General features: G+C 63.9%; 21 protein-coding genes and 3 tRNA genes. 14 read left to right on the plus strand and 10 right to left on the minus strand.

Annotated elements, in window-relative coordinates:
- Window positions 1–125: 125 nt before the first annotated feature.
- Window positions 126–216 (plus strand) — tRNA-Ser (locus U5A52_RS14840).
- A gap of 79 nt (window positions 217–295) precedes the next feature.
- On the opposite strand, the gene U5A52_RS14845 is transcribed toward U5A52_RS14840, so the two are convergent.
- Window positions 296–1,090, minus strand: coding sequence for a hypothetical protein (locus U5A52_RS14845; protein ID WP_321913897.1), 795 nt, complete (start codon window positions 1,088–1,090; stop codon window positions 296–298).
- A gap of 212 nt (window positions 1,091–1,302) precedes the next feature.
- Between U5A52_RS14845 and map the strand changes: the two genes are divergently transcribed.
- The 8 genes from map to U5A52_RS14885 all read left to right on the plus strand — a co-directional run bounded on the left by map (window position 1,303) and on the right by U5A52_RS14885 (window position 7,406).
- Window positions 1,303–2,088, plus strand: coding sequence for a type I methionyl aminopeptidase (gene map, locus U5A52_RS14850; RefSeq protein ID WP_158758391.1), 786 nt, complete (start codon window positions 1,303–1,305; stop codon window positions 2,086–2,088).
- Window positions 2,089–2,230: 142 nt separating this feature from the next.
- Entirely contained in the window at window positions 2,231–2,779 is a 549-nt protein-coding gene (locus U5A52_RS14855; protein ID WP_321913896.1) for a GNAT family N-acetyltransferase, read from the plus strand.
- Window positions 2,780–3,014: 235 nt separating this feature from the next.
- Complete coding sequence (gene minC, locus U5A52_RS14860; RefSeq protein WP_321935130.1) at window positions 3,015–3,896, plus strand: septum site-determining protein MinC; 882 nt, start codon at window positions 3,015–3,017, stop codon at window positions 3,894–3,896.
- Between the two features lie 92 nt (window positions 3,897–3,988).
- Complete coding sequence (gene minD, locus U5A52_RS14865) at window positions 3,989–4,804, plus strand: septum site-determining protein MinD (RefSeq protein ID WP_028205181.1); 816 nt, start codon at window positions 3,989–3,991, stop codon at window positions 4,802–4,804.
- 14 nt (window positions 4,805–4,818) lie between these two features.
- A complete protein-coding gene (gene minE / locus U5A52_RS14870) occupies window positions 4,819–5,073 on the plus strand; it encodes a cell division topological specificity factor MinE (RefSeq protein WP_027795398.1) in 255 nt (84 codons plus the stop codon).
- Window positions 5,074–5,303: 230 nt separating this feature from the next.
- Window positions 5,304–5,621, plus strand: a complete 318-nt coding sequence (locus U5A52_RS14875) for a YXWGXW repeat-containing protein (RefSeq protein ID WP_321935131.1) — start codon at window positions 5,304–5,306, stop codon at window positions 5,619–5,621.
- A gap of 381 nt (window positions 5,622–6,002) precedes the next feature.
- On the plus strand, window positions 6,003–7,010 hold the full coding sequence (gene waaC, locus U5A52_RS14880; protein ID WP_321935132.1) for a lipopolysaccharide heptosyltransferase I: 1,008 nt from the start codon (window positions 6,003–6,005) through the stop codon (window positions 7,008–7,010).
- A gap of 270 nt (window positions 7,011–7,280) precedes the next feature.
- The gene (locus U5A52_RS14885) at window positions 7,281–7,406 is read left to right on the plus strand and encodes a hypothetical protein (RefSeq protein WP_256094537.1); all 126 of its coding nucleotides are present in this window, start codon (window positions 7,281–7,283) and stop codon (window positions 7,404–7,406) included.
- A 72-nt stretch (window positions 7,407–7,478) separates the two neighbouring features.
- Here the strand turns inward: U5A52_RS14885 and U5A52_RS14890 are convergent, their stop codons facing one another.
- From U5A52_RS14890 to rph, 8 genes are all read right to left on the minus strand, one after another.
- Window positions 7,479–7,658 carry a hypothetical protein gene (locus tag U5A52_RS14890; protein WP_158758386.1) on the minus strand — a complete coding sequence of 60 codons (180 nt, stop codon included), beginning with the start codon at window positions 7,656–7,658 and terminating at the stop codon, window positions 7,479–7,481.
- A gap of 155 nt (window positions 7,659–7,813) precedes the next feature.
- Window positions 7,814–9,130 (minus strand): MFS transporter, encoded by a 1,317-nt coding sequence (locus tag U5A52_RS14895; protein WP_321935133.1) that lies wholly within the window; start codon window positions 9,128–9,130, stop codon window positions 7,814–7,816.
- A gap of 386 nt (window positions 9,131–9,516) precedes the next feature.
- The gene (locus U5A52_RS14900) at window positions 9,517–10,038 is read right to left on the minus strand and encodes a TonB family protein (protein ID WP_321913891.1); all 522 of its coding nucleotides are present in this window, start codon (window positions 10,036–10,038) and stop codon (window positions 9,517–9,519) included.
- A gap of 127 nt (window positions 10,039–10,165) precedes the next feature.
- Window positions 10,166–10,378 (minus strand): hypothetical protein, encoded by a 213-nt coding sequence (locus tag U5A52_RS14905; protein ID WP_321935134.1) that lies wholly within the window; start codon window positions 10,376–10,378, stop codon window positions 10,166–10,168.
- A gap of 329 nt (window positions 10,379–10,707) precedes the next feature.
- Window positions 10,708–10,797, minus strand: a tRNA-Ser gene (locus U5A52_RS14910).
- 65 nt (window positions 10,798–10,862) lie between these two features.
- Window positions 10,863–12,032 (minus strand): radical SAM family heme chaperone HemW, encoded by a 1,170-nt coding sequence (gene hemW, locus U5A52_RS14915; protein WP_233271676.1) that lies wholly within the window; start codon window positions 12,030–12,032, stop codon window positions 10,863–10,865.
- A gap of 44 nt (window positions 12,033–12,076) precedes the next feature.
- Window positions 12,077–12,724, minus strand: a complete 648-nt coding sequence (rdgB, locus tag U5A52_RS14920) for an RdgB/HAM1 family non-canonical purine NTP pyrophosphatase (RefSeq protein ID WP_321935135.1) — start codon at window positions 12,722–12,724, stop codon at window positions 12,077–12,079.
- Window positions 12,717–13,457 (minus strand): ribonuclease PH, encoded by a 741-nt coding sequence (rph, locus tag U5A52_RS14925; protein WP_321935136.1) that lies wholly within the window; start codon window positions 13,455–13,457, stop codon window positions 12,717–12,719. Before rph ends, rdgB begins: the two co-directional genes overlap by 8 nt.
- Before the next feature lie 303 nt (window positions 13,458–13,760).
- On the opposite strand from rph, the gene U5A52_RS14930 reads away from it, so the two are divergent.
- The 5 genes from U5A52_RS14930 to U5A52_RS14950 all read left to right on the plus strand — a co-directional run bounded on the left by U5A52_RS14930 (window position 13,761) and on the right by U5A52_RS14950 (window position 18,833).
- Window positions 13,761–14,699, plus strand: coding sequence for a YicC family protein (locus tag U5A52_RS14930; RefSeq protein ID WP_321935137.1), 939 nt, complete (start codon window positions 13,761–13,763; stop codon window positions 14,697–14,699).
- Between the two features lie 14 nt (window positions 14,700–14,713).
- On the plus strand, window positions 14,714–15,427 hold the full coding sequence (gmk, locus tag U5A52_RS14935) for a guanylate kinase (RefSeq protein ID WP_321913886.1): 714 nt from the start codon (window positions 14,714–14,716) through the stop codon (window positions 15,425–15,427).
- 40 nt (window positions 15,428–15,467) lie between these two features.
- Complete coding sequence (gene rpoZ, locus U5A52_RS14940) at window positions 15,468–15,671, plus strand: DNA-directed RNA polymerase subunit omega (protein WP_006400783.1); 204 nt, start codon at window positions 15,468–15,470, stop codon at window positions 15,669–15,671.
- 110 nt (window positions 15,672–15,781) lie between these two features.
- A complete protein-coding gene (locus U5A52_RS14945; RefSeq protein ID WP_158758377.1) occupies window positions 15,782–18,148 on the plus strand; it encodes a RelA/SpoT family protein in 2,367 nt (788 codons plus the stop codon).
- Window positions 18,149–18,353: 205 nt separating this feature from the next.
- Complete coding sequence (locus U5A52_RS14950) at window positions 18,354–18,833, plus strand: phage protein NinX family protein (RefSeq protein WP_321913885.1); 480 nt, start codon at window positions 18,354–18,356, stop codon at window positions 18,831–18,833.
- 89 nt (window positions 18,834–18,922) lie between these two features.
- Here U5A52_RS14950 and U5A52_RS14955 read toward each other — a convergent pair.
- Window positions 18,923–18,999 (minus strand) — tRNA-Arg (locus U5A52_RS14955).
- Between the last annotated feature and the right edge of the window lie 34 nt (window positions 19,000–19,033).

Here is a 19,033-nt window from a genome sequence, read left to right on the forward strand (position 1 = left end):
CATGGGATTGGCTTGCCCTCGAAACTTTTTTCCAAAGAGGGCTTGCGGAATTCAAAAAATGTTCTATAATCTTCGCTTCTCTGGTCGCCGACCAAGGCTAGAGAAGCAGTAAAAGGCAGTACACCGGAGAGGTGGCAGAGTGGTCGAATGTACCTGACTCGAAATCAGGCGTACGGTTTCCCCGTACCGTGGGTTCGAATCCCACCCTCTCCGCCAAATTCAGAAAACCCCTGCATGCTTAACCGCTGCAGGGGTTTTTGCTTTTCTGCGCGCGGTGCTCGCGCAGGTGCGCGCACTACTGCTGCATATGCCCGCGCATCTCCAGCGCGCGCAGGTACGTTCCGGAAATCGACGACCCGCCGTGATGCACGATCTTCTCGTCGACGAGCGCCCACACCGACTTGCCTGCCGCACGCACGCGCCGGCAGAACGACAGGTCTTCCGAGAGGTACACGCCTTTTTCGCCGACGGTGTCGAAGAACGCATAGAACTTGCCGTCCGGCAGGTAGCCCGCGTATTGCGCAGGCGGGCGGTATAGCTCCGTGTGCGCCACGATCGACTCCAGCGCGTCTCGCCGCACGAGGAAGATGCCCGTGCCGATATGGCTCACCTCCGCCCAGCCATCGGACACGAAGCTGCTGCCCGCTTCGTCGGCGAGGATCGCCGTGTTGTAGTCCACCGTTTTTTCCTGCCATTCGCGCAGTGTGAGCCCCACATCGGCGGTCGTGATCTGCTTTTCCCGGTCGAAGAAGCGGTACGGGCAGGCGATGCCGGCCACCGGCTTGTCGCCGGCGATCAGGCGCAGAACCGCTTCGCGCGAGAAGTCCATGTCCGTATCGAGAAAGAGGAGATGGGTGAACTCGGGATGGCTCAAAAAATAATTCGCAAAGAAATTGCGCGCGCGGATGATATGCGACGAAGCCGTGTGGATGTACTCGAAGCCGATGCCGCGCTCCTTGAGCGTTTCCATGAGGCGGGCAAGCGCCATGGCGAAGTCGAAATGCACCGAGTTGTCGTAGGTGGGCAGCGCGATCAGGACGTTGAGCGCCGTGTTCGGAGTGGAGGAGGGGGCGGGATGACTTGAGGTCATGATCGGGCTTCCTGCTTGCGATGTAAGATATTTCTCATTTTTGACGGTGGGTTGCGCTCGAACAATCGGAGATATCTGAAAATTCCACGCCCGGCGTCATGGCGATGACGCGCCTTGCTGCGCTAGCGACGCTGCAGCGCCGGTACAATCGCTCCTTTGAATTTGCGGCGAAGCGTTTTCCAGCACACCGCCGCGCCTACTTCGGTCCACAGATGCCTATCACCTACAAGTCTGCCGACGATCTCGCCCGCCTGCGCATTTCGGGCCGGCTCGCCGCCGACGTGCTCGCGATGATCGGCGAGCACGTGAAGCCGGGCGTCTCCACCGACGACCTCGACGCCCTCTGCAACGACTACATCGTCAACACGCTCAAGGCCGTCCCGGCCAATGTCGGCTACCTCGGTTTTCCGAAGACGATCTGCACGTCCGTCAATTCCGTGGTCTGCCACGGCATTCCGAGCCGCGGCGAGGTGCTCAAGGACGGCGACATCATCAACATCGACGTGGCCGTCATCAAGGACGGCTATTTCGGGGACACGAGCCGCATGTACTGCGTCGGCACACCGAGCACGGTGGGCCGCCAGCTGATCGACACGACCTACGAAGCGATGCTCGCGGGCATCCGCCAGGTGAAGCCGGGTGCGACGCTCGGCGACGTCGGCAACGCCATCCAGAAGCGCGCGCAAAGCGATGGCTTCTCGATCGTGCGCGAGTATTGCGGCCACGGTATCGGCAAGGTCTATCACGAAGAGCCGCAGGTGCTGCACTACGGCCAGCCGGGGCAGGGCGTGCGACTGAAGCCGGGCATGGTCTTCACGATCGAGCCGATGGTCAACGCAGGCCGCGCCGGCACGACGGTGCAGCGCGACGGCTGGACGGTCGTCACCAAGGACCGCTCGCTCTCGGCGCAGTGGGAGCACATGGTTGCGGTCACCGACGACGGCTACGAACTCCTCACGCCCTGGCCGGACGGCACAGGCGCCTACGAGGCCCCGTGAGCGCGGTTGTGCGGCCTCTGCGGCCGTCTGTCAAGGATCGCGCGCGAGGCGTGGTCTGCAGGCAATTGTCAAATAAGGATTTGACTCTCAAGCCAGTTCGGTTAAAGCTACGCGTTAGCGCTTTATTGGGGTTTACGACTGCATGAGTCCGTCACTGACCGTTCGCCGTATCGCCGCCGATCAGGGTGCCGTGCTCCGCGAGCTTCGAACAGCATCGCTGCGCGACGCGCCTTATGCATTCGGCGACACGCTCGAAGACGCGCTATCGGCCGATGCCGCCGTTTTCGACGCCGCGGCGGCCCGCCATGCGGTTTCGCACACCGGCACGTCGTTCATTCTCTATACCGAGGGCCATCCGGCCGGGCTGATCGGCGCGAGTTTCGAAAGCGCGCCGGCGCGCCGCGCGTTCGTATCGGCGCTGTGGGTCGCGCCTGCGGTGCGTCATCTGCGCGGCGGCGAACTGCTTCTAAACAGCGCCATCGAATGGCTCGTGAGCGAAGGCGCCACGCAGGTCTACGCCTGGGTGACAGACGCGAACACCACGGCCATGCGTTTCTACGAGCGCCTCGGCTTTGTCGCCACCGGCGATCACGCGCGCAGCCAGCAACAGCCCGAGCAATGGGAAACGTTGCTCATGCGCGCGCTCGGCGAGCACGCGAAGTCCGCTTCTTCACCGGCTTCTTCGCCATAACACGTGCCGTTCGCGCCGCTGTGCGCGGCGGCGCTCCTGCTTCACTTCCCTCCGTACGACAGACCGAACCCGATCGTTTGCGCTCGCGGTCTCGCTTCGCGCGCTTTTTTTGCGCCATTTTTGTTTGTGCGCGGGTTGTGCGTATCGAGCAGGGAATTTGGCCGAATACACCATTAAAAATAATGGCCGTGTGCGTCCGCGCCTGTAAAATACGCAAAATTTTTAGCCGAACGCCATGTCGCCCAGGAAATCGCCATATTTTGAACTGAAGAGCGGTTCAGTCGATACGCTTCTGTTCGTGGTCAAGACGACCGAGCTCGATGCCATGCGCGCAGAACTTACGCGGCGCTTCGAGGCGACGCCTGAATTCTTCGCAAACGACACCGTCGCGATCGACGTGCGGCGTCTCGCCGACGGCGAGCAGGTCGCGCTCGGCGACATCGCGCGTCTGCTGGAAAGCGTGCGCATGCGCCCGGTCGGCGTGGTTGCACAGCCTGAGCAACATGGCTGGGCCGCTGCAGCAGGCCTGCCTTTCCTCGAAGCGCGCGACCGCCGCGGCGCGGGCACGAAGCCGGCCTTCGATGAAGCGGCGAGCGACGGCGAGGCTTCGAATGCGCCTGCCACTGCATCTGCCAGCGCTTCTGCCACCGCATCGGCCGCGCCGCAAACCACTGCTGCACAGCCCGAACTCTTTCCCTCCGAAACGGACCCGGCCGCCGCCCAGGCGAGCGCGGCGGCTACGGTGAGCGCCGCGGCGTCGCTCGAAGCCGGCGCACGCGCGGAACCCACGCTCGTGGTCGACCGGCCGCTGCGTTCGGGTCAACGCATCTACGCAAAGGGCGACGTGGTCGTGCTCGGCCTCGTTTCCAACGGCGCGGAAGTGATCGCAGAGGGCAACATCCATATCTACGCGCCGTTGCGCGGCCGTGCGCTCGCGGGCGTGCACGGCAACCACGACGCACGCATTTTCTGCACGAGCCTCGAGGCGGAACTGATTTCGATTGCGGGCATCTACCGTACCACTGAAGTCCCACTCGCCGACGACGTGCGCGGCAAGCCGGCTCAAATCCGGCTCGAGGAAGAAAAGCTGTTGATCGAACCGTTGAGGCTCACCTGAGTCGCAGCTCGAGCGTCGTGCGCAGGCGAGCAGGGGCATGAGCGGCACGCGATGAGACCAAACTGAGAAACTGACGAACGCAAGGTAAGGGAATGGCAAAAATCATTGTGGTGACTTCGGGCAAAGGTGGTGTCGGCAAGACGACCACGAGCGCGAGTTTCGCATCGGGCCTCGCGTTGCGCGGCCACAAGACCGCGGTCATCGACTTCGACGTGGGCCTGCGCAATCTCGACCTGATCATGGGTTGCGAGCGCCGCGTCGTGTACGACCTGATCAACGTGATCCAGGGTGAGGCGAACCTCAATCAGGCGCTCATCAAGGACAAGAAGTGCGAAAACCTTTTCATCCTGCCGGCCTCGCAAACACGCGATAAAGACGCGCTCACGAAGGAAGGCGTGGAGAAGGTGATCGAGGACCTGCGCAAGATGGACTTCGAGTACATCGTGTGCGATTCGCCCGCCGGTATCGAGTCGGGCGCGCTGCTCGCGATGCACTTCGCCGACGAAGCGCTCATCGTGACGAACCCGGAAGTGTCTTCCGTGCGCGACTCGGACCGCATTCTCGGCATGCTGTCGTCGAAGACGAAGCGCGCGATCGACGGCAAGGACCCGATCAAGGAGCACCTGCTCATCACCCGCTACAACCCGAAGCGCGTGAGCGAAGGGGAAATGCTCTCGCTGAACGACATTCAGGAGATCCTGCGCATTGAACTGATCGGCGTGATCCCCGAATCGGAAGCGGTGCTGCACGCATCGAACCAGGGTCTGCCGGCAGTGCATCTGGACGGCACCGACGTCGCCGAATCGTACAAGGACGTCGTGTCGCGCTTTCTCGGCGAGGACAAGTCGCTTCGCTTCACCGATTACCAGAAGCCGGGCCTCTTGCAGCGCCTCTTCGGTAGCAAGTAAGGGAGGCGAACGTCATGTCGTTTCTTTCGTTTTTTCTCGGCGAGAAGAAGAAGTCCGCCTCGGTAGCGAAGGAACGCCTGCAGCTCATCATTGCTCACGAGCGCGCAGGCGGCCATCCGCCCGCCGACTATCTGCCGGCCCTGCAACGCGAACTGGTCGCGGTGATCTCCAAGTACGTGAAGATCTCCGATGAAGACATTCGCGTGAGCCTCGAACGTCAGGACGATCTCGAAGTGCTCGAGGTCAAGATCGAGATTCCGCAGGCTTGAGTCTTAAGCGCGCGCAGCCGCTGCGCTGCGCGCGTCGTTTGTCGTATCGCTTCGCTTTTCCTTCGCGCCTTGCTTTCTCGCGCGCTGCGCGCCAACGCCCCTTCCGCCTTACCGAAATATTCGGTTTCACTTCACCCTGCGCCGTTACACCGCCGCTGTCAGCGCAACGCCCTGTTCGTGCATTGATCGGGTATCGCCAATCATGGCGTCCACATTCAAGGGTGATCAACATGAACAACTCCATTCGCCTCTTCATCGCCAAGGCCGCGATCGTTGCTGCGGGCACATGCGCTGTCGCGGCTCCCGCGCTTGCCGAAATCGTCGTGATCGAGCCGAGCGCGCCGCCGCCTGCCGAACGCGTGGAAGTCATGCCGGCGCCGCGTGCGGGCTACGCGTGGGACAAGGGCCACTGGCGTTGGGACCACGGCCAGTACGTGTGGGTGCGGGGCCACTGGCAGGCTGAGCGTGTTGGCTATCACTGGGTGCCGGGCCACTGGATCGCGCACGGCCCGAACTGGCGCTGGGTCGAAGGCCACTGGGCCGCTTGATCTTTCGAGCCCGAGGGGAGCCTTAATATGAGTAAAAAACTGCTCGCGGCAGCCGTGCTCGCGCTTACGCTGGCGGGCTGCATCGTCGTGCCGGCGCGGCCCATGTACGTGAGACCCGCGCCGGTCGTCATCTACTAGCCGTTGACCGTTGTTATCGGTCCGTCGACGGGTCGTCCATTCCGGGCCCGACGCGCTTTTGTCGCGTCGGGCCCGGTGTGTTTTGCGGTGCGCGTTGTCGATGCCACACGTCGTTTGAGTAAGAAAGGGACAGATATCGTTCGCATCGAATCGACTATTCGCAGGTTGACGCAAGGTTCGTCCGCTAGAATCTCCGGAAATCCCTTGAAGACTGGAATATCGGGCCCCGCGGTCCGCAGCACAATGAAACGAGTTTTGATTGTCAAAGTGACTTCGCTCGGCGACATCGTCGAAGCGCTTCCGGTCGTCGCCGACGTGCAGCGCGCCTTCCCTGGCGTCAAGGTCGATTGGGCCGCGGACGAGGCCTTTGCCGATATCGTGCGCTGGAACGCAGGTGTCGACCGCGTGCTCTGCGCGCCGCTGCGCCGCTTCAAGAAGGCGCGCCGCTGGAGCGACTTCAAGGCGATCTGGGCATCGATTTCGGAACTGCGCGCTTACCGCTACGACGCGATCGTCGACATTCACGGCGTGTACAAGAGCGCGATCATCGCGTTTATCGCGCGCGGGCGGCGCCGCTTCGGCTATCTGTCGCAGGATCTCGGCGAGCGTGGCGCGGCCTTCGCGTACAACGGCCGCTTCGGGCCGCGTCCGAAATGCGATGCGTGGCACGGCATGCGCATCAGCGCCGGCGAGGCGCTTGGCTACACAGTCGATACGCCGCCCGACTTTCAGATGCGCATTCCGCGCGACGGCACCGCGCTGCCTGCGCCTGAGTCGCCCACGGCGCTGCTCTTTCATGCGACCTCGAAAGACGAGAAGAAGTGGCCGGTCGCGCATTGGGGTGAACTGGGCAACGCGTTGATCGCGCGTGGCCTGCGCATCGAACTGCCGTGGGGTTCCGATAGCGAGCACGCCACGGCGCTCGAGATCGCGGCGCTCATCCCAGGTGCTACGGTGCTGTCGCGCCTCACGGTCTCGCAAGTCGCACAGCGCATCGAAGATTGCGCGCTCGTGGTCGGCACCGACACGGGCTTCGTGCATCTCTCGCACGCGCTCATCAAGCCGACCGTGATGGTCTTCGTTTCGACCGACGCCGAGCACAGCGGCGTGCGTGCGCCCAATCGTTCGATCTCGATCGGCGATGGCCATCACGTGCCGCCCGTGCAGGTAGCGATCGATGCCGTCGACCGCATCTACCCCGCGCGCGACGGTGGCCCATCCACGCAGGCATCGCGCGTTCACGCCGCTTGAGTTTTCGCGCTTCGGCGCGCGCTTGCCGCGCGCTTTTCTCGCCGTTGCCTCGCGGTTTCCTATTACGAGCTTGTTAAAAGTGTCGCGCTCGTATTGCACGCGCGCGTGTGGGCGCACGTGCAAAAGGCTTTGGACGCCCATGCTGTTACACGAGCCATACCGCTGCTTACAAATTGCAACGCCTCACGCCTTCGCCGTCGTGTTCAATCGTAACCGTCCAGCCCGACATCGCATGGCTGGACCCAGACACTGACTTGAAGGGAGAACACTGTGAAACGATTGACGCTTACCCTCATCGCCGGCGCTTTGCTTGCGGCTTCGCTGGGCGGCTGCGTCGTGGTGCCAGCCGGCGGCTACTACGGCGGTGGCTACCATCACGGCTACTACTACCGCTGATCGCCGCCACACGGCGCAGCACCCCATGGCGCCGTGCGAATGGCACCAGCGGCACCAGCGGCATGCCGGCCTTCAGGCAAGCAGCATTTCGATTGCGACGACTGCGGCAATTGCCGCGGCGTTCGCCGCCAGCGCTTCGAGCACGACCGCGCGCCAACTCGCGGTGCGCAGGCGAAACGCCATCAGGAGGGAGATGCCCAGGGCGAGGGCGATGATCAGAACAATGTCGGCGTTGCTCAGATGCAGGTTCATCGTCGGCTCCCCCGGGAGATCGCTCCCCGCCTGTTGATTCGAGTATAGCCACGCATTGCGCGTGCCCAAAGCGATCAAAAATCGCGATTTGCAAGGGCGTAAAAAAAGCGGAGTCCGGCTGGCGGACTCCGCTTTTTCTTTGATGCGGCGACGCGTTACGACAGCGACGTATGGCGCGTTTCACGCATGCACAGGACACCGAACAGGCTCACGCAGGCGGCGATCGACACATACGCGCCGACCCACGAGAGACCGCCGCGCGCGGCGAGCACCTGAGCGATATACGGCGCGACCGAAGCGCCGAGAATGCCGCCGAGGTTGTACGCCACGCCCGCGCCCGTGTAGCGCACGTTCGTCGGGAACAACTCGGGCAGCAGCGCGCCCATCGGCGCGAACGTGGCGCCCATCAGGAACAGCTGGATCACGAGGAAGAGCAGCACGAGCGGCGTTGCACCGCTGCCGAGCAGCGGCTCCATCGTGAAGCCCGAGAGAATCGCCAGAATGCAGCCGACGATCAGCACAGGCTTGCGGCCGAAGCGATCGGAAAGCCAGGCCGAGATCGGGGTGGCGATGCCCATGAACACCACGGCGATGCACAGCATGCCGAGGAAGGTCGGGCGCGCAATGTGCAGCGCCGTCACGCCGTGCGAGAGCGAGAACACCGTCGCGTTGTAGAACAGCGTGTAGCACACGACCATGGCGAGCGCGCCGAGCAGCGTCGGCCACCAGTACTGCGAGAGCAGCGTCGCGATCGGCACCTTGACGCGTTCCTCGCGCTCGACAGCGGCTTTGAAGGCGGGCGTTTCAGCGATCTTCAGGCGCACGTACAGACCGAGCGCGACGAGCACCGCCGAGACGATGAACGGCACGCGCCAGCCCCAGTCGCGGAACTGCTGGTCGGAGAGCGTCGAGGCGAGCCCGAAGAAAAGGCCATTCGAGGCGAGGAACCCCACCGACGGCCCGAGTTGCGGGAACATGCCGAACCAGCCGCGCTTGCCTTGCGGGGCGTATTCCGTCGCGAGGAGCGCGGCGCCGCCCCATTCGCCGCCCAGGCCGATGCCCTGGCCAAAGCGCAGGATGCACAGCAGGATCGGCGCGAGGCTGCCAATCGCGTCATAGCCGGGCAGGAAGCCGATCAGCGTGGTGGACAGGCCCATGACGAGCAGCGACGCCACCAGCGTCGATTTACGGCCGATGCGGTCGCCGAAGTGGCCGAAGATGAACGAGCCGATTGGCCGCGCGACGAACGCAATGCCGAAGGTGACGAACGCCGAGAGCGCCTGCGCGGTGGCCGAGCCGTGCGGGAAGAACACGGGGCCGATGACGAGCGCGGCAGCCGTTGCGTACACATAGAAGTCGTAGAACTCAATTGCGGTGCCGATAAAGCTCGCAAAGATCACGCGTGCGGTGCTTTGCTGCTTCGCTGCGTTTGCCTGATCGGCGCGCGCGGGCGAAATGGGGGAGGTGGACATTCAAGGGTCTCCAGTCGTTGTGACGCGCTTACGCCTCCCGTCTTGCGAGGCTTGCGCGGACGTCTTTGTTCAGGCTCGAAGCGTGGCGGGGCGCGCTCTGGCGCGCGACGCTCAGGGCGCTTCCAGCACGCAGCGTCCGTCAGGCGGCGACGCTTCGCCAGTATGCATCGCACAGCGCGGGCTGTGCGCGGTGGTTCCTGACCGGCTATGGCGCGTGCCGATAGGCACGAAGGGGCGCGAGCACGATCGAAGCCTCACGCGGCGGCGCGGATGGCGCGTGGCGAGAGGCATGGCCGGCGGGCGCCGGCTGGGGATAGCGAAAAATTATAACGACCGTGCGCGCCGCGCAGCAAGGCGGGCGTAAACAGGCGGGCGAAGCGTTGACGTTACTGGAAGTTCTGCGCTTGCGGCGAAGCGAGCGTGCGCAACTGGAACTTGCCGTTGTCGTTGAAGAGCCAGTCCTCGAACATCTCGAGCTGGCCGGCGGAATTGAGCAGGCCGCCGGGCGGTGGCGGCAGCGGCGCGGCACGGCGCAGTGTCGCGAGCGCGGTGGCCTCGGCTTCGTTGTCGCCGTTGGTTCGATAAACCGATGACTTCACGATCTGGCCATTGCGATTGACCGTGAACGACACGACCACGAGCGAGCGGAGCATGGCCTGCGGCGTGCCGTGCAAAACGTAGGTCGGGTTGTGCGCGACGATGTGTTTCGCGACCGTGGTGCGGTAGTCGTCGAGTGTGGCGCTGTTGATTGCCGCGGGAGGAATGGCGAGGAGCGGTTTGGGCGGCGGCGTGATCGTGCAGGCGCCGAGGCACCCGAGAATCGCGAGCAGCAAAACCAGACCGAGGCGCCGTGCGAGGAAGGCGCGAGGTGCGGACGAACCGCATGACCACTGGACGCAGATGAGCATGTCGAACAAGCTCGGAAGCGGAACCTGATTCGAGCTTAGACGATACGCAGCGGGAAGCAATCAGAACTGTCCCGCGTTGTTACGGGACGTGGGACAAACGTGCGAAGCGGCGGGTGCCTGAGCGTGCTTATTCGACCGGGAACTGTGCGCAGGGATCGACCGTGGTCGTCGCGCAGGCGTACGAGTACTCGCCGCTCTTCAGGAACAGTTCCTTGCCGACCTGGAAGTTGTCGCGAAGATTGGGCGAAGTTTCCCACGCGATGTAGCTGGAGCACATCACGGCGAACAGGACGACAAGCGAGAACGCGAATTTTTCGAGCAGTTGGTATTGGTGCGGCATGGTGATCTTTCCCATCGATGGGTAGGATTTTACCTCATGGTTAGGGTTTTCACCTAGTGAATTGCGCGCGGTTTCTTGCGGCGATTTATGGGTTCGACCCTTTAATTGCGGGCGTTGTGACGGGATATTCGATCCGAATGTCGGCGCGCCCTGGCTAAGCACGGCTTGCCGTCGTTAAATTAATCGCAGTCCTGATTATTTATTCCTCGATGCTGACCACGCATGCTCTCGTGGCATTGGGGTGGCATCTCGTTGATCAGCGGCGTATTGGCCTGATGGCCGGCGCTTTGACGACACGCTGGCGCGCAGACGCGCCAGGTTTCAAGAATTGGCGGAGGCGGTGAGATTCGAACTCACGGAAGGGTTACCCCTTCGCCGGTTTTCAAGACCGGTGCATTCAACCACTCTGCCACACCTCCGGAGCCGCGCATTGTAACCCGAAACGCAAGCGCGGCGGCACTCGCCCAGTCGATCCAGGTCGACCTTATTGCGGGTCCTTCAGGAACAGCGCCTGCAAGTCGTTCAGGAAGCGCTGTCCGAGTTCGGTCGGCGCGATTTTTTCGTAATCGCGCGTGATGAGCCCGCGCCGCTCGGCTTCCTGCAGCGCCGGTTCGATCGTCGTGATCGGCAGGCCCGTGCGCTCGATGAAGCGATGCACCGGGAACCCTTCCACGAGCCGCAGCGCATTGAGCATGAATTCGAACGGCAAGTCGCGTGCGTTCACTTCGTGCTCTTCCTGCACCGGCGTGCCCGCGCGCGCCTGCTCGATAAAGGTCGCCGGATGCTTGTAGCGCGCCTGACGCACGATGCGGTTCGGAAACGAGAGCTTCGTGTGTGCGCCCGCGCCAATCCCGAGATAGTCGCCGAAACGCCAGTAGTTGAGGTTATGCCGGCACTGGCGATCGGGCTGGGCGTACGCCGAAACCTCGTAGCGTCCGTATCCCGCGCCCGATGTGCGCTCGTGAATCCAGTCCTGCATGTCGGCGGACTGGTCGTCGTCGGGCAAGGCAGGCGGGAACTTCGCGAACAGCGTGTTCGGTTCGAGCGTCAGGTGATACAGCGACAGATGCGGCGGCTTGAACGAGAGCGCCGTCTCGATGTCGGCCTGGCATTCGGCGAGCGTTTGCTGCGGCAAGGCGAACATCAGGTCGAGGTTGAAGTTGTCGAAAGTATTCGCCGCGACCTCGACCGCATGTCGAGCCTGCGCCGCGTCGTGAATACGCCCGAGCGCTTTCAGATGCGCCTCGTTGAAGCTCTGGATGCCCACCGAGAGCCGGTTCACGCCGCTCGCGCGAAACTGCGCGAACTTCGCGGCTTCGAACGTACCGGGATTCGCTTCGAGCGTGATTTCCGCGTCGGCGTCGAGTGGCAGCAGGGCGCGCACATCCGAAAGCAGCCGATCGAGACCCGCTGCGGAAAGCAGGCTGGGTGTCCCCCCGCCGATGAACACCGTATGCACCTGGCGGCCCCAGACGAGCGGCAACGCCTGTTCGAGATCGGCGCGCAGCGCGTCGAGGTAGTCGTCTTCGGGGAAGCGCTCGCCTTTCCATTCATGCGAGTTGAAATCGCAATACGGGCACTTGCGCACGCACCACGGGAAATGCACGTAGAGCGCGAGCGGCGGCAGCGAAGTGAGGCGAATGCTGCCAGGCATCGTGAACGACTGCACCACGTCGATGCCGATTCGATGCTGCTGGCTCACGCTTCCTCCTGCAGTCGCGCGAGCAGTTGGCGCAGGGCGACTGCGCGATGGCTCGACGCGTTCTTGAGCGCCGGATCGAGTTCGGCGGCGGTGGCTTCCAGCTCGGGAACGTAGAAGTAGGGGTCGTAGCCGAAGCCGTTGTCGCCGCGCGGCGTGTCGAGCACCACGCCGTGCCAGCGGCCTTCGGCGATGAGCGGCTCGGGGTCGTCGGCGTGGCGCACGAGTGCGAGGACGCAGTAGTAGTAGCCGCGGCGATCCGCGTGATCCTTCAGGTTCGCGACGAGCAGCGCATTGTTCGCCGCGTCGCTCTTTTCGCCGCCCGCTAGCTGCGCATAGCGCGCCGAATACACGCCCGGCGCGCCGCGCAGCGCGCGCACGCACAGGCCCGAGTCGTCGGCGAGCGCGGGCAGGCCCGTGAGCTTCGCCGCGTGGCGCGCCTTGGCGAGCGCGTTCTCCACGAAGGTCGGATGCGGCTCTTCGGCTTCGGGCACGTTGAGCGCGCCTTGCGGCACGAGCTCGATGCCGGCCGCGCCGAGCAGCGCCGCGAACTCGCGCAGCTTGCCCGCGTTGTTCGAGGCGAGCACGACGCGCGCGAGCGCGTGAGCCGCGGTATTAGCCGCCGAATCCGGCTGCAAGTCAGCCATGCGAGCTCTCCAGCGCCGCCTTCTGCTTCTCGATGAGCGAGCGGATGCCGCCTTGCGCCAGATCGAGCAGCGCATTCAGTTCTTCACGCGAGAACGGCGCGCCTTCCGCCGTGCCCTGGACTTCGACCATGCCGCCCGAGCCCGTCATGACGACGTTCATGTCGGTGTCGCATTGCGAGTCTTCGTCATAGTCGAGGTCGAGCACCGGCACGCCTTCGTACACGCCGACCGAAATCGCGGCCACGTAGTCGGTGATCGGCGAGCGCTCCAGGCGGCCGGTGGCCAGCAGCTTCGAGACGGCGTCGTGGGCGGCCACGAACGCCCCCGTGATACTCGCGGTGCGCGTGCCGCCATCGGCTTGCAGCACGTCGCAGTCGAGGTTGATGGTGCGTGCACCGAGCGCCTCGAGGTCGAACACCGCACGCATGGCGCGGCCGATCAGGCGCTGGATTTCCTGCGTGCGGCCCGTTTGCTTGCCGCGCGCGGCTTCGCGGTCGCTGCGCGTGTGCGTGGCGCGCGGCAGCATGCCGTACTCGGCGGTGAGCCAGCCCTGGCCCTTGTCGCGCAGGAACGGCGGCACGCTTTCGGACACGCTCGCGGTGCACAGCACCTTCGTGTCGCCGAACTCGACGAGGACCGATCCTTCGGCGTACTTCGTGTAGTTGCGGGTGATGCGGACTTCGCGAAGCTGGTCGGCGGCGCGGCCGGAGGGGCGCTGGTTGGATTGGGTCATCGTGAGGGTGCGCGAGGGCACGAGAGGGAAGGGGAAACCATGATTTTACCGCCTAAGCGCGCCTCGCGACGGACGCCGCCCGAAGGTGGCGAGGAGGCGCCGGGAGGGGAAAAAGGGGGCCGCCTGAGCGAGGCGCGCCATGCCGCCCGCGCTTGCGAAGGCGCGCCCTCAAAAATGGGATAATGTGGATTCTCCGCCCCGCGCTTTTCGTCCAATCGCGACAACACGCCGGGCGCCTCGATTCCTCCGCCGTGACCCGAGCGCCTTGCGCACGACGTCACGGCTTTCTTCGCGAGACGAACCATGATTTACAGCATGACCGGCTATGCCAGCGCCACGCGCGAGCTTGCTGCGGCATCGGGCACGGGCGGCGCCAGTGTCTCCGTCGAATTGCGCACGGTGAATTCGCGCTTTCTCGACCTGAACTTCCGCATGCCCGAAGACGTGCGCGTGTGCGAGCCCACGCTGCGCGAAATGCTGATGACGAAGCTCTCGCGCGGCAAGGTCGACATCCGCATCAACATCCAGAAGAGCGAGCAAGGCGCCAATGCGGGCACGCTCAACCGCGACGCGCTCGATCAGCTCGCCGGACTCGAGCGCGCCGTGCTCGAAGCGTTTCCCGAGTCGGGCCGTCTGCGCACGGGTGAAATCCTGCGCTGGCCCGGCGTGCTGGCGGAAAGCGGCGTGGCGGCCGAAGTCCTGCGCGACGCCGTGCTCGGCTGCGGCAAGCAGGCCATCGCCGATCTGATCGAAGTGCGCGCTCGCGAAGGCGCGCAGCTCGCCAACATGCTGCTGGCAAACGTCACCGAAATGGAGGCGATCGTCGCGCGCATCACGCCGCTCGTGCCGGAGCTGATCGCGAAGCACCAGCAGAAGATCGTCGAGCGTCTGCAGGAAGCGCTCGGCATTGCCGCGCCGGACAGCAATGGCAACGGCGGCAGCATCGGCAATATTTCGCGCGAAGAAATTGCCGAGCGCATTCGCCAGGAAGTGACGATGTACGGCATTCGCATCGACATCGCCGAAGAGCTCTCGCGCCTCACGGCGCACCTGAACGAAACGCGGCACGTGATCGAGAAGGGCGGCCGCGTCGGCAAGCGCCTCGACTTCATGATGCAGGAGCTCAACCGCGAAGCGAACACGCTCGGCTCGAAGGCGGCGGCGAAGGAACTCGCAGACGCCTCGATGACGCTCAAGCTGCTCATCGAGCAGATGCGCGAGCAGGTCCAGAATCTCGAATGAAGGAAGCAACGAACATGACCGACCAAAGTAGCGCCCCCAAAGCGGACGCGAAGCACGACAAGAAGCGCAATCCGTATGCGGGCATGTACCCCGGCAACCTCTTCATGGTGGTGGCGCCGTCGGGTGCGGGCAAGTCGACGCTCGTGAACGCGCTGCTCGCCGAAGACAGCGCGATCCGCCTGTCGGTTTCGTACACGACGCGCGCGCCGCGTTCGAAGGAGCGCGACGGCGAGCACTACCACTTCACGTCCGTCGACGACTTTCTCACGCGCCACGCCGCGGGCGAGTTTCTCGAGAGCGCTGAAGTGCATGGCAACTACTACGCCACGTCGCGCGTGTGGATCGAAGACCAGATGAAAATCGGCCATGACGTCCTGCTCGAAATCGACTGGCAAGGCGCGCAGCAGGTGAAGAAGCAGTTCCGCAATGCCGTGGAAATTTTCATCCTGCCGCCGTCGCTCGAAGCGCTCGCCGACCGCCTGAAAAAGCGCGGCGAAGACGAGCCGAATGTCATCACGCGACGCCTGCTTGCAGCGGGCAGCGAGATCGCACACGCGAGCGAATCGGAGTACGTCGTGATCAACGAGAACTTCGATCGCGCGTTGCAGGAGCTGCGCAATATCGTGAGCGCCACGCGCTTGCGCTTCGCTTCGCAATACGCGCGGCATACCGAGCTGTTCGTGCAGCTCGGTATCCACCACCCGCAGCCCGGCGCATCGGGCACATAAGGTAGAATAAGAACCTGCTGAGAATGAGAAGGAACCCGACATGGCCCGCATCACCGTCGAAGACTGTCTGAAACAGATTCCGAACCGCTTCGAACTGGCGCTCGCCGCGACTTATCGCGCTCGCCAGCTCGCACAAGGTCACACGCCGAAGATTGAAAGCCGCGACAAGCCAACCGTTGTCGCGCTGCGCGAGATCGCGGCTGGCCAGGTCGGCCTCGAAATGCTGAAGAAGGTGCCCGTCTAAGGGCGCGTTCGCAGGCATTCCGCAAGGCACGTAGTTCGTACCGCGCGCAGTTGCCGTAGTTGCATTAACCGGCTTTAACCGTCAACGCCAAACCTGATACGGAGGGGAACATGAGCACCACGCCCTCGCCGGCCACCGACGTGGACCAGGAAGCGGAGACAGCGAGCCCTGCGCGCAATTACATCGACGCGGTCCTCGAACAGTCGTTTCGCCATCTGTTCGGGCCGACCGCGACGCCGGAGCAGCCCCGCAAGCACGGGGTCGTCTCCATCGCCAATCTGACCGCCGCGCTCTCCGGTTACCTCACCCCCGAGGAAATCAAGGAGGTCAAGGCGGCGTTCCACTTCAGCGATGAAGCCCACCTCGGGCAATATCGCCAGAGCGGCGAACCCTATATCACCCATCCCGTCGCCGTCGCGGAAATCTGCGCCGGTTGGAAGCTCGACGCGCAGTCCATCATGGCCGCGCTCCTGCACGACGTGATGGAAGACCAGGGCGTGACCAAGGCGGAACTCGCCGAGCGCTTCGGCGCGAAGGTCGCGGAACTGGTCGACGGCCTGTCGAAACTCGACAAGATGGAGTTTCGCAACCGCGAGGAAGCGCAGGCGGAAAACTTCCGCAAGATGCTGCTCGCGATGGCGCGCGACGTGCGCGTGATTCTGGTGAAACTCGCCGACCGGCTGCACAACATGCGCACGCTCGGCGCGGTGCCGCCCGAAAAGCGCCGCCGCGTGGCGCGCGAGACCATCGACATCTACGCGCCCATCGCGCACCGTCTTGGTCTGAACAACACCTATCGCGAACTGCAGGACCTGAGCTTCGCGAACTTCAACCCGAATCGCTACGCCACGCTCGAAAAGGCGGTGAAGGCCGCGCGCGGCAATCGCCGCGAAGTGGTGAGCAAGATTCTGGAAGCGGTGCAGCGGGCAATTGCCGACGCCAAGCTCGACGCCGAAGTCACGGGCCGCGAGAAAACCATCTTCAGCATCTACAAGAAGATGCGCGACAAACAATTGTCATTCTCGCAGGTGCTCGACGTGTACGGCTTTCGCGTCGTGGTCGAGTCGGCGCTGGAATGCTACACCTGCATCGGCGCGCTCCATGCGCTTTACAAGCCGGTTCCGGGCAAGTTCAAGGACTACATCGCCATTCCCAAGGTGAACGGCTATCAGTCCCTGCATACCACGCTCGTGGGGCCGTTCGGCGCGCCCATCGAGTTCCAGGTCCGCACGCGCAAGATGCACGAAATCGCCGAGGCAGGCGTGGCCGCGCATTGGCTCTACAAAAACGGCGGCGCGGATCTCAACGACGTGCAAAAGCGCGCGCACCAGTGGCTTAAGTCGCTGCTCGACATCCAGAGCGAAGTCGGCGACTCGAGCGAATTCCTCGAACACGTCAAGATCGACCTGTTCCCGGACGCCGTGTACGTGTTCACGCCGAAGTCGAAGATCATGGCACTGCCGCGCGGCGCCACGGCGCTCGACTTCGCATATTCGATCCACAGCGACCTCGGCAACCAGTGCGTGGCCGTGAAGATCAACAACGAGCTGCTGCCGCTGCGTACTGAACTGAAGAGCGGCGACATCGTCGAGGTGATCACCGCGCCGTACTCCAAGCCGAATCCGGCGTGGCTCGGCTTTGTGCGCACCGGCAAAGCGCGTTCGGCGATCCGGCACTATCTGAAGACGATGCGGCTCACGGAGTCGGTGCAGCTTGGCGAGCGGCTTGTCGATCAGGCGCTCAAGGGCTATGGCTACCAGCTTTCGGAAGTCACGCCCGAGGTGTGGGAAAAGCTGGTGCAGTGGACCGGCAACAAGAACCGCCAGGAAATTTTCGCGGACATCGGTCTTGGCCGGCGCGTGGCCGCGGTCATGGCCAAGCGCATCGAAGTGCTGATGAGCGGCCAGGATGCCGACGACGCCGAGCATCATCATCCGCCGCGCGACCCGAATGCGCCGCCGGCGCCGCCTGTTGTCATCACGGGCACCGAAGGCATGTCGGTGCAGCTTTCGGCTTGCTGCCGCCCGATCCCTGGCGACGACATCATGGGCTATATCGGCATCGGTCTCGGTATGGCGATCCATACGACCGACTGCCGCGTCGCGCAACGTATCCACCGGCGCGATCCGGGCCGCTGGATCGACGTGGCATGGGCGCCGCAGCCGGGGCGTCTGTTCGACGTCGCGGTGAAGGTGCTCGTGAAGAACACCAAGGGCGTGTTCGCCCGGGTGGCGGCCGACATTACCTCGGCGGATGCCAACATCGTACACATCGCGATGGACGACGATCTGGCGCAGGAATCGAACATGTTGCGTTTCGTGATCCAGGTGAGCGACCGCGTGCACCTCGCGAACGTCATGCGCCGTGTGCGCACGAATCCGGACGTGATGCGCATTGCGCGCGAGCGTTCGAGCGACGACGGGCACCACCGCCACGACGGCGGCATGCGCATCGAACGAGAGCGCGCGGATTATTGATCGGGGCGCGTAGCTCCGGGCGGAGAGCTCGGGCGCGTCGCGCTGGCGCGTCGCATCACGATGCGCCGTTACGTGCCACGAACCACTCCCACCGAGCGCCTCGCGCGGTAATCTACCGTTATCTCATGCCGCATCGCTGCGGCAACCTGGCCGGGCTTGCCGGTCATGCCGCCATCTTCCTTCGACCCGAAACGAGGGACTCGAAATGAACGTAGCTGAACTGACCGGCCTCGCGCTCGATTATTGGGTGGCGCGCAGTCTGCCGGACTTCGTACGCGAAATCTATTTCACCGACAGTGGCGAGACAGTCGCCGTGCGCGGCAACGACCGTGGGCGTCCATGGGATGGCCGCTTCATGCCGACCGATTCGTGGGAGGCGGCCGGCGTGGTGCTGGATCGCGCAAAGCGCGTGGAGCTTCGCGAAGGCGAGCCGGCTTCCTGTGTGGCGGAGTTCGAGAGTGGGGCGGGCGCCGTGAAAGCCCACGGAGAAACCACGCGTGAGGCGCTGCTGCGGGCGTTCGTCGCAAGCCGCTTTGGTGAGACGGTAGGGGAGATGCTGCGACAGCCCCAGGCATTGCTGGGCATGGGCATGGAGCCCGTAGCGGAGCCCACCGCGATTGGCGATGTGGAGGACCTGCCGCGACCCGACGCGCAAATCGGCGACATCGGTACGCCGCCGCGCTAGGGGCGTGCATCGCGCGAGACGGCAGACATACCCGATTCTGCAGCTGAAAAGACAAAGGGCCTTTCCGTTCGGAAAGGCCCTTCGAATGGTGGCGCGGCTGGCAGGATTCGAACCCACGACCCCTTGGTTCGTAGCCAAGTACTCTATCCAACTGAGCTACAGCCGCACGCTAAAACGATACTACTTACAACACGATACTG

It is taken from the genome of Paraburkholderia sp. J8-2 (assembly GCF_905220195.1).
GTDB lineage: Bacteria > Pseudomonadota > Gammaproteobacteria > Burkholderiales > Burkholderiaceae > Paraburkholderia.